Below are 9,685 nucleotides of genomic sequence, written 5' to 3' on the forward strand. Positions count from 1 at the left end.
AAAAGCCACGGCGCAGCGGGCCAATTTCATCGTACCAGGGCACTAAAAGACATTCGCCCCGCCGGATACCGGCGGGGCGAAGGATCGAGGCTTACTCTGCGGGCGCCGGCGCCACGTGCTCGTGGTCATCGGGCGACTTGGGCAGGAAGCGCCGGGTGAAGCGGCTGAAGCTGTCGATATAGGTCAGCAGCACCGGCACCACGAGCAGCGTCAGCGCCGTGGAGCTGATGAGCCCACCGATGACGGCGTGGGCCATCGGCGCATTCTGCCCGCTGCCTTCATGCAGGCTCAGCGCGAGCGGCAGCATACCAAAGATCATGGCGAGCGTCGTCATGATGATCGGGCGGAAGCGCGTGACACCAGCTTCGACCAGCGCCTCATAGAGGTTCCAGCCCTCTTTCACGTGCTGGTTGGCATTGTCGACGAGTAGAATGGCGTTCTTCACCACAAGGCCCATCAACATGATGAAACCGATGGCCGAGAACATGTTCAGCGTCGAACCGCCCACGAGCAGACCCACCATCACCCCGATCAGCGCCAGGGGCAGCGAGCCCATGATGGCGATCGGCTGCAGGAAGCTGCCGAACTGGCTGGCGAGAACCAGGTAGATGAAGATCACCGCGAGCAGGAGCGCCGAACCGACAGAACCCATAGTGTCGGCAATCTGCTCGACTTCGCCGCCGAACGAGCTGCGATAGCCGGTCGGGAAGGACAGCTTGCTGATAGCTTCCTGCAGCTTGGGCGTAACCGTGCCCAACTCGACGCCTTCGAGATTGGCCTCGACGGTGACGCCGCGCTGCAGGTCCTTCCGGTTGATCGTCGCCGGCCCGGTGCTTTCGACCACATCGGCCACCTGCGACAGCGTGATCATGCCGTTCGAACCGGCCGCGATCGGCAGATTGCCAATGGCGTCGATGTCGTTGCGCAAATAATCGGGCAGCCGGACGACCACCGAATAGACCTGGCCATTGGGCGAGGTCCAGTCGGACACGTCGTCACCGCTGATCAGCGGCGCCATGGTCGACGCGATCTGGGCGATCGACACGCCGAGGCTGTCGGCGAGGTCGCGATTGATGGTGATGCCGACCACCGGCTGGGCATCATCAAGACTCGACTTGATGTCGATCAGCCCGTCGATCTTGCGCAGTTCCGCCATCAGGTCGTCGGCCAGCCGCTCGAGAACGTTGAAACTGTCGCCATAGAGCGTCACCGAAACCGGGGCGGAGGATGAGCCGAGACCCGAAGCTGCCGAGACCTGGAAGGTCGCGCCCGGCACGGCATCGAGCGCCTGACGCACCTGCGGCATGAACGCGATCGGGGTGATGTCGCGATCCGCCTTGTCGACGAGCGTGACAGTCATGGTGCCGGAATTCGCGCCGGCCGATTGCAGGCCACCCGCGACGGTCGAATAGGTCGTCTTGACCACCGGGAAGGAGCGGACGACCTTTTCGGCCTGCCGCATCTTGGCCGCGGTATATTCCTTGCTCGACCCGGCCGGCGTCTCGACGGTGATCGAGAAGTTGCCGTTGTCGGTCGCGGGAATGAATTCCACGCCGACGAGAGGGAAGAGGAAGAAGGTGCCGACGAAGGAGAGCACAGCGATGCCCAGCACCGTCTTGCGGAACTTCAGGCCCCAGCGGATGAGGTGGCGATAGCCGCCGGTGATCCACTCGAACAGCCGGTCGAACTGCTGCACGGCCTTGCCGATGGGACCACGCTTGGCGTTCGGATTGGCCGCCGGGTCATACCAGACACTCGACATCATCGGGTCGAGCGTAAAGGCGATGAACAGCGAGATCAGCACCGCGACCGACACGGTGACGCCGAACTGCAGGAAGAACCGGCCCATGATCCCGTCCATGAACGCGACGGGAAGGAACACCGCGACGATGGACAGGGTCGTCGCCATCACCGCAAGACCGATTTCATTGGTGCCGTCAAAAGCAGCCTGCCGGTGACTCTTGCCCATATGCAGGTGTCGCGTGATGTTTTCACGCACCACGATGGCGTCGTCGATCAGAATACCGACGGCCAGAGACAGGGCCAGCAGCGTCATCATGTTGAGCGTGAAGCCCAGGAAATTGAGCGCCACCATGGTGCCGATGATCGAGATCGGCAGGGTGAGGCCCGTGATGACGGTCGAGCGCCACGAGTTGAGGAAGATGAAGACGATGACGACGGCGAGAATGGCGCCTTCGACGAGCATGTTCTGCACGGCGTGGAAGGAGTCTTCCACGGGCTTGGCATTATCGACCACGACCTCGATGTTGACAGCCCCTTCGGGCAGCTCGCTACGCTGAAGCTGGGCAATGGTCTTGCGGATATCGGCGGCGACCCCGACGGTATTGGCGCCCTGGGTCTTCAGAATATCGACGGCAAGCGCCCGCTCGCCATTGAGAATGGCAAGGCTCGAGGCTTCGCCCGTCCCGTCTTCGATCGTCGCGACGTCACGCAGCGTGACCGGCTGGCCACCCTGATTGCCCACGACGATGTCGTAAAAGTCCTGTTGGTCTTCGAGACGCCCGAGAACCTGGATCGACTGCACGATCGTGCCTTGGGTGATCGAGCCGGCGGCCAGATCCTTGTTGGCCGCCTGCAGGGCCTGGGTCACCGCGCTCGGGGTGATATTGAAGGCCGTCAGTCGGTCCGGATCGATATTGATGTTGAGCTGGCGCGGCACACCACCCACGACGCTGGCACTGCCGACGCCGTTGATATTGGAGATGCGCTTGACGATGATATCTTCGGTCAGCGCTGTCAGGTCGCGATCGGAGAGGGTATTCGAGCTGACTGCCAGCGACAGGATCGGCATGGCCGAAGGGTCAAAGCGCAGCACGCGCGGCTCGCCGGCCCCGCTGGGCAAGCGTGCCTTGACCGGGTCGATCTTGTCGCGAACGTCCTGCGCCTTCTGCTGGGAATTGGCTTCGAGGTCGAAGATCATCAGCACCATGGCCTGCCCAGATTGGGCAGTGGACTGGATCGTATCGAGGCCGGCGATGGTGTTGACCGCCTCCTCGATGGGCTCGACGATGTCGGCCTCGACCGCTTCGGGCGAAGCGCCGGGATAGCTGACGACCACGGCGACGACGGGGAAGTCGACATCGGGCATCTGCTCGATCGGCAGGCGCTGGTAGGAATAAAAGCCAAAGACCGTGATCGCCACCATGATCATGGTGGCAAATACCGGGTGATTGACGCTGATACGGGTCAGGAACATCGATTAGTCCTCGACGATCTCGTAGGCCTCGCCCGCCGACAACTCGGTCAGCAGCGAAGCGATCACGACATCGCCCTTGGTGAGGCCGGAAACCTCGAGCGTTGCGCCGCGGTCCCAGGCAGTGCCGGGTTCGACGGCCTGGCGGGCGAGCGTGCCGTTGTCGAGCTTGAGCACATAGCTGCCCTCGGCGTCTTCGCGCACGGCAGTCGCGGGCACGGCAATGGCGTCGGGCTTTTCGACCACGGTGATCAGGCCGGTGGCAAACATGCCGCCGCGCAGGCGACCGGAATCGTTGTTGAGCGAGACATAGATGGGAACGGTGCGAGTACCGGTGGCCGCCACCGGGTTTACGCGGGTCACACGCCCCTCAAAGGTCTGGTTGTCGAGACCCGTGGCAGTGACTTCGACCGGCTGGCCGGGCGAAACGAGCGCGCTCGAATTGATCGAGGCCGAAGCCTGGAAGTCCATCTCCTGGAGATTAACCAGGGTAAAGAGCGCCGTGCCGGTGCCGATGGTCTGGCCCGGTTCGACGGAGCGTTCCGAAACGATGCCATCGATAGGCGCACGCACGGTCGCGTTGCTCAGGGCCAGCTCAGCCGACGAGACAGCGCTTTCGAGTGCGGTGAGATTTGCCTGCATGGCCGCATTGGCCGAGCGGGCCTGTTCCAGCGCCGAGGGGCTGGTCAGACCCTGGCGGGCCAGTTCTTCGGTGCGCTCGAGCTGCTGCTGGGACGAAACGAGCTGGGCGCGCGTGGCGTCGGCCGTGGCGCGCTGCTGCGCCAGTTGCAGCGCCAGATTGGCCTGATCGATCTCGACCAGAACCTGACCTTCCTTGACGCTGTCACCGGGGCGAACGGCAACGCTCAGCACCCTGCCCGCAGCCTGCGAGGCAACAACCGCCTGTTTGGCCGGCACGAGCGTGCCCGTCACCTTGACCCGCTGGCGCAGCGTCGCCGGGGCGATTTCGGTAATTTCAGAGGACAGCAGCTGCCGCACGACCGGAGCGGCCTCGGCTGCTTCCGTCGGTTCGACCGGCGCGGGCGAGCGCGTTGCAAAGAAGACGACGCCACCAATGACGACCAGACCGAGCACGACCCATGGCCCAATGCGACGCTTGGGTTTCAGGCCCTCGGCGACCCGGCGGGCATTTTCTTTTTCCCGCTTGCTTTGTGCCCATTCGGGCTTTTCGTGGGCTGTGGTCATGGGAGTGTCCTGATGAAAGGGGGTCGATTGATCGTCTATCGGCCTGTGGGCACTGGCCTATCTGGAGATTGGAGCGTTCGGTGGCGGCATGGGCTGCATCGTAATGCACTCGCGGGGCAAACTGTCGGCCAAGGCTGTGTCCATTCAAGGCTTGGCGCAAAGTCCGGTGCACCCGGCCGCCGCGTGAGTCAAACTGCTCGTATCGCGCTTCTTTAGCGTTGCTCATATTGCCGCAACATTGCGAAACTGCAAAGCCCACGCAATGCAATGGCAATCATTGTCCGCCATAAGTGCGAACGTAATGAGGTAACCATGCGTATTCTTCTGGTGGAGGATGAGCTTGATCTGGCCAAGGCGCTGATCAGTGCTCTCGAGCGCCACGACATTCTGGTGGACCACGTTTCGACCCTGGAAATGGCGCTCGAAGCGGTCGAAAATGCTGTTCACTCCATCGCCGTGCTTGATCGCAAACTTCCGGACGGCGACAGCCTCACTATCATTCCCGCGCTGCGCAAGGCACAGGCCGGCCTGCCGATCATCGTGCTCTCCGCCCTCGGCTCCCCCGAGCACCGCATCGAAGGCCTTGAAACCGGGGCCGACGATTATCTCGCAAAGCCCTTCGTCGTCGACGAACTGGTCGCCCGCATTCGCGCCCTGATGCGCCGCCCGGCCATGATCGCCGACATGGGCATCAGCGTCGGCAAGCTCACCTTCAACCTCGGCGATGGCACGGCCACGGCAAATGGCGAGCCGCTGACGCTCACCCGTCGCGAAGTGCTGGCGCTGGAAGTCCTTGTGCGTCGCGCTGGCCGGACCGTTGCGCGCTCCGCCCTCGAAGAGGCCGTCTACGGCTTTGACGACGAGATCGCCTCCAACACACTCGACGCCCACATATCCCGCCTTAGGCGCAAGCTCGCTCCGGCGGGCGTCGAAATTCACAGCATCCGCGGCATCGGTTACCTGCTCAGGGCCACCTCGTGAAACGCACCTTGTCCTTGCGCCGCGTGCTCTCACGCGGCCTGATCGCCATCCAGATCGTGGTGATCATCAGTTACACTCTGCTCGCGGCCGTTCCGTTTCTCCTGGCCGTTGCCTCCCAGCAGGGCCTTGATGATGGCGTAGTAGACGACATCGTGCGCTCCGTGCAGCGCATCGAAGATCGCAGCTTCTACATGAGCCCCACTCCGGCGCTCGCCCATGTGGTCGAAACCTATCCGAACTTCTGGTTCATTCTCATCGACGCCGATGGCAACGTCATCAAGCAGGGTAATGTGCCGACTCCGATCAGCCTGTTCCCACAGAACCTGACCCACGTGTCCTCGGCCAATTTCAGCGACTTCGGCGACCCCCGCTCACCCTTTGCCGTCGTCCGCACGCGCAATTCCAGCTACGGCCGGCTCTGGGTCATGACCGGCGGCGGTCCGTCCCTCGGCTTCAATGTCATCACCAAGGCATTCGGCAATCCGATGTTCATCGGGTTGATGGTGCTGCTCTCGGGCGCCACCATGCTGACCATTCCACCATTGATCCGTCGTTCGCTCGCCGGCGTCGAGCAGGTCGCGCGCGAGGCGGCTCTTGTCGATATCGGCCAGAGCGATGTCCGCCTGCCCTATGACCGCGTCCCCACAGAATTGATACCGCTGGTACGCGCCTTCAACGAGGCGCTAGACCGTCTCGACAGCGGCATCGTGCGCCAGCGCCGCTTCCTCGCCGACGCCGCCCATGAGCTTCGCACGCCCATCGCCATTCTGCAGACGCGCCTCGAATCCCTGCCTGACGGGCCGGAAAAGCGGCAGCTCCAGCGTGACTCCGCGCGCCTCGGCGGCATGGCCAACGAATTGCTCGACCTGCATCGCATGGCGCTGTCCCCGGACGCGTTCGAAACGGTCGATCTTGTCGACCTCGCAGCCCAGGTCACCGCCGACCTCGCGCCCCTTGCCATCGATGCGGGCAATGACATCGAGTTCGTGGCCCCCGAAAAGCCGGTCGAGGTAAAGGGTGATGCGTCCGCGCTGTCTCGGGCCGTCGCCAATCTCATCCACAATGCCATGGCCCATGGCGGCCCCGAGGTCGACATTCGTGTGACGGTGGAAGAGGACGGCCGGATCGGGGTGTCAGACAATGGTCCCGGCGTCGACCTTGAGCATCGTGAAGAGATCTTCTGGCCGTTCCACCGACTATCCCAGTCCCCGCATGGTGCAGGGCTTGGTCTGAGCCTTGTGCGCGACATCATCAAACGCCATGGCGGCAAGATCACTGTGACGACGGCGCCGCAAGGCGGTGCGCTGTTCGAGATCAGCCTGCCCGTCATCAAGGCCTAGCGCCGCCAGCGATCCCGCAGCAGCCAGAATAGCGCAAAGACCGAGAGCAAGGTCAGCCCGAACCAGGTCAGCGCGTAGACCAGGTGATTGTTGGAAAAGCTCAAGACGGTCAGCCCGCCCACCGGGTAGGCAGCGCCATCGGCGTCGGCATCGACAAAGAACTGTGCAACGGAGGCAATCCCGAGCGCCTGACCGATCTCGGCGACATCGCGCGAATACCAGCGCCCACCCGCCGGGTCATTGGCCCGCAGGAAGCCGCCATCGGGCTCGCTGACACGCCAGAGCCCCGTCACCAGAACCTCGCCCTCGGGACGCGGCACACCCGCTGCGCGCTGTTCGGACGTCACAAAGCCCCGATTGATCAGCACCGACCGGCCATCGGCCAGTTGCAGCGGCGTCATCACCCAGAACCCGCCGCCGTAGACGGTCACGGCCTGGGTAAAAGTATCCGCGCCCTCATATCGCCCGCTGAGCGAAACGCGCTGATACTCGTTCTTTTCCGGATCGAACTGCGCCCAGTTCGTCGTCGCGATATCGAGCGGCGCGGCGGTGCTGCGCGTTTCGACCGCCTCGACAAGGGCGTTCTTCCAGGCAAGCCGCTCCACCTGCCAGATGCCGAGCGAGGCAAAGCCAACGGTGCAGATTACGGCAAAGACAATAAAGGCAGAGAGCCCGAAGGAAAGTCCTCGAGCCCCCTGCCCTTTACGCTCACTCATGGCGTCAGATCAGGTCCGCCGGGTTCATCACATGGCCCGGCATCATGTTGGTGTTGAGGTGGAACATCACCCACAGCGAACCGGCCAGGGCAATGACGATGATGATGATCGTGAAGATCGCCGCCATCATCGTCCAGCCGCCCTCGGACTTGGTGTTCATGTGCAGGAAATAGACCATGTGCACGAAGATCTGCACCACGCCAAAGGCCATGATCAGGAGGGTCGTCACCGTGCGATCGGCAATCACGTCGCCCATCACCAGCCAGAACGGAATGGCGGTGAGAATGACGGACAGCGCAAAGCCGATCAGGTAGCTGCGGCGGGTGCCATGGTCGTGCCCTGCCCCATGCGAATGAGGGTTCGGGTGGGCATGGGAGTGACCCAGCGTGTCGGTGGAGGTCGAAGCGCTCATCGCAGCATCCCCATCAGATAGACCACAGTAAAGACGCCAATCCAGATGACGTCGAGGAAGTGCCAGAACATCGACAGGCACTGCACGCGGATCTTGTTGGCCGGGATCAGACCCTTCATGCCGATCTGCGCCAGCAGCGTGATGAGCCAGAGAATGCCGAAGGTCACGTGCAGGGCGTGCGTGCCAACCAGCACATAGAAGGCCGAGAGGAAGGCCGAACGCTGCGGCACCGCCCCTTCGAGGATCATGTGGTAGAATTCATAGAGCGTCAGCCCCAGGAACACTGCACCCAGAAGGCCGGTGATCGAGAGCCAGACGACGGTCCCGGTCTTCTTGCCCTCTTCCATGTCCAGCATGGCAAAGCCATAGGTGATGGAGCTGAGCAGCAGCGCCGTGGTGCTGACCGCCACCAGTTGCAGGTTGAACAGGTGCGCCGGCGACGGGCCGGCAGCAAAATTGCCGCCGAGCACGCCGTAGATCGCAAACAGCGAAGCGAAGATGAGACAGTCGCTCATCAGGTAGATCCAGAACCCGATGGGCGTCGAGGCATGCGCAGCGTGGTGGTGCGGCACGAGCTCGTAGAACTGCGGGGCTTCGCCCTCTGCGGTCGTTGCGTTTGAACTCATCTTAACGGGCTCCGCTCAAGAGGCGCGTGCGTTCGTTCTCGACGTCGGCGACGGCCTCGACCGGGATGTAGTAGTCGCGGTCGTAGTTGAAGGTGTGGATGATGGCAGCACCAATCAGAGCCACAAAGCTCAGGATGGCCAGCCACCACATGTACCAGATCAGGGCAAAGCCGAGCACGACGCTGAGGCCGGCAAGGATAACGCCCGTGCCGGTATTGCGCGGCATATGGATATCCATGAACCCGTTGATCGGACGCTGCGCCTGCCGCTTCTTCATGTCAGCCCAGGCATCATTGTCGTGGATGATGGGCGTGAAGGCGAAGTTGTATTGCGGCGGGGGCGAAGACGTCGCCCATTCGAGCGTGCGCGCATCCCACGGATCGCCCGTGGTGTCCCATTCCTTGTTCTTGCCAAGGATCGACACGGCGAACTGGATCAGCATGGCGCCGATGCCACCGGCGATCACCAGGGCGCCGATGCCGGCGATGATGAACCAGATCTGCAGCGACGGATCGTCAAACGTGCGCAGGCGCCGGGTAACACCCATCAGGCCAAGCACATAGAGCGGACCGAAGGCCAGCCAGAAGCCGACATTCCAGAGCCAGAACGAGACCTTGCCCCAATAGGTGTTGAGCTTGTAGCCGAACGCCTTGGGCCACCAGTAGTTGATGCCGGCAAAGATACCGAACAGCACGCCGCCGATGATCACGTTGTGGAAGTGCGCCACGAGGAACAGCGAGTTGTGCAGCACGAAGTCGGCGGGCGGCACGGCAAGCAGCACCCCGGTCATGCCACCGATGGTGAAGGTGAGCATGAAGGCGATGAGCCACATCATCGGCAGTTCGAAGCGTATCCGGCCCTTATACATCGTAAAGAGCCAGTTGAAGATCTTCGCCCCCGTGGGGATCGAGATGATCATCGTCGTGATGCCGAAGAACGAGTTGACGCTCGCGCCCGAACCCATGGTGAAGAAGTGGTGCAGCCAGACGAGATAGGACAGCACCGTGATCACCACAGTCGCATAGACCATGGAGGTGTAGCCAAAGAGGCGCTTGCTCGAGAAGGTCGAGGCGACTTCCGAGAAGATGCCGAAGCACGGCAGGATGAGGATGTAGACCTCCGGGTGGCCCCAGATCCAGATGATGTTGATGTACATCATCGGGCTGCCGCCGAAATCGGAGGTGAAGAAG

Annotated in this window: 8 protein-coding genes; 2 read left to right on the top strand and 6 right to left on the bottom strand. The window is 62.6% G+C overall.

Annotated elements, in window-relative coordinates; all coding sequences use genetic code 11:
• Nucleotides 1–91: 91 nt before the first annotated feature.
• Together J0I64_RS05715 and J0I64_RS05720 are read right to left on the bottom strand one after the other, a co-directional pair.
• The gene (locus J0I64_RS05715) at nucleotides 92–3,217 is read right to left on the bottom strand and encodes an efflux RND transporter permease subunit (RefSeq protein WP_291406647.1); all 3,126 of its coding nucleotides are present in this window, start codon (nucleotides 3,215–3,217) and stop codon (nucleotides 92–94) included.
• A gap of 3 nt (nucleotides 3,218–3,220) precedes the next feature.
• Nucleotides 3,221–4,420: an efflux RND transporter periplasmic adaptor subunit gene (locus J0I64_RS05720; protein ID WP_291406648.1), complete on the bottom strand. Its 1,200-nt coding sequence runs from the start codon at nucleotides 4,418–4,420 to the stop codon at nucleotides 3,221–3,223.
• Between the two features lie 312 nt (nucleotides 4,421–4,732).
• Here J0I64_RS05720 and J0I64_RS05725 point away from each other — a divergent pair, with 312 nt between their 5' ends.
• Both J0I64_RS05725 and J0I64_RS05730 read left to right on the top strand, forming a co-directional pair.
• Nucleotides 4,733–5,401: a response regulator transcription factor gene (locus tag J0I64_RS05725; RefSeq protein ID WP_291406649.1), complete on the top strand. Its 669-nt coding sequence runs from the start codon at nucleotides 4,733–4,735 to the stop codon at nucleotides 5,399–5,401.
• Nucleotides 5,402–5,409: 8 nt separating this feature from the next.
• A complete protein-coding gene (locus J0I64_RS05730) occupies nucleotides 5,410–6,741 on the top strand; it encodes a HAMP domain-containing sensor histidine kinase (RefSeq protein ID WP_291406650.1) in 1,332 nt (443 codons plus the stop codon).
• On the opposite strand, the gene J0I64_RS05735 is transcribed toward J0I64_RS05730, so the two are convergent.
• The 4 genes from J0I64_RS05735 to J0I64_RS05750 form a co-directional block, all read right to left on the bottom strand.
• A complete protein-coding gene (locus J0I64_RS05735; RefSeq protein WP_291406651.1) occupies nucleotides 6,738–7,457 on the bottom strand; it encodes an SURF1 family protein in 720 nt (239 codons plus the stop codon). The genes J0I64_RS05730 and J0I64_RS05735 overlap by 4 nt on opposite strands.
• A 4-nt stretch (nucleotides 7,458–7,461) precedes the next feature.
• Complete coding sequence (gene cyoD / locus J0I64_RS05740) at nucleotides 7,462–7,869, bottom strand: cytochrome o ubiquinol oxidase subunit IV (RefSeq protein ID WP_291406652.1); 408 nt, start codon at nucleotides 7,867–7,869, stop codon at nucleotides 7,462–7,464.
• Entirely contained in the window at nucleotides 7,866–8,495 is a 630-nt protein-coding gene (cyoC, locus tag J0I64_RS05745; protein WP_291406653.1) for a cytochrome o ubiquinol oxidase subunit III, read from the bottom strand. The genes cyoD and cyoC overlap by 4 nt, the downstream gene beginning before the upstream one ends.
• A gap of 1 nt (nucleotide 8,496) precedes the next feature.
• Nucleotides 8,497–9,685 (bottom strand): cbb3-type cytochrome c oxidase subunit I (locus J0I64_RS05750; protein ID WP_291406654.1); only part of this gene is annotated, 1,189 nt, incomplete at its 5' end.

The sequence above is a fragment of the Devosia sp. genome (assembly GCF_017307565.1).
Lineage (GTDB): Bacteria > Pseudomonadota > Alphaproteobacteria > Rhizobiales > Devosiaceae > Devosia.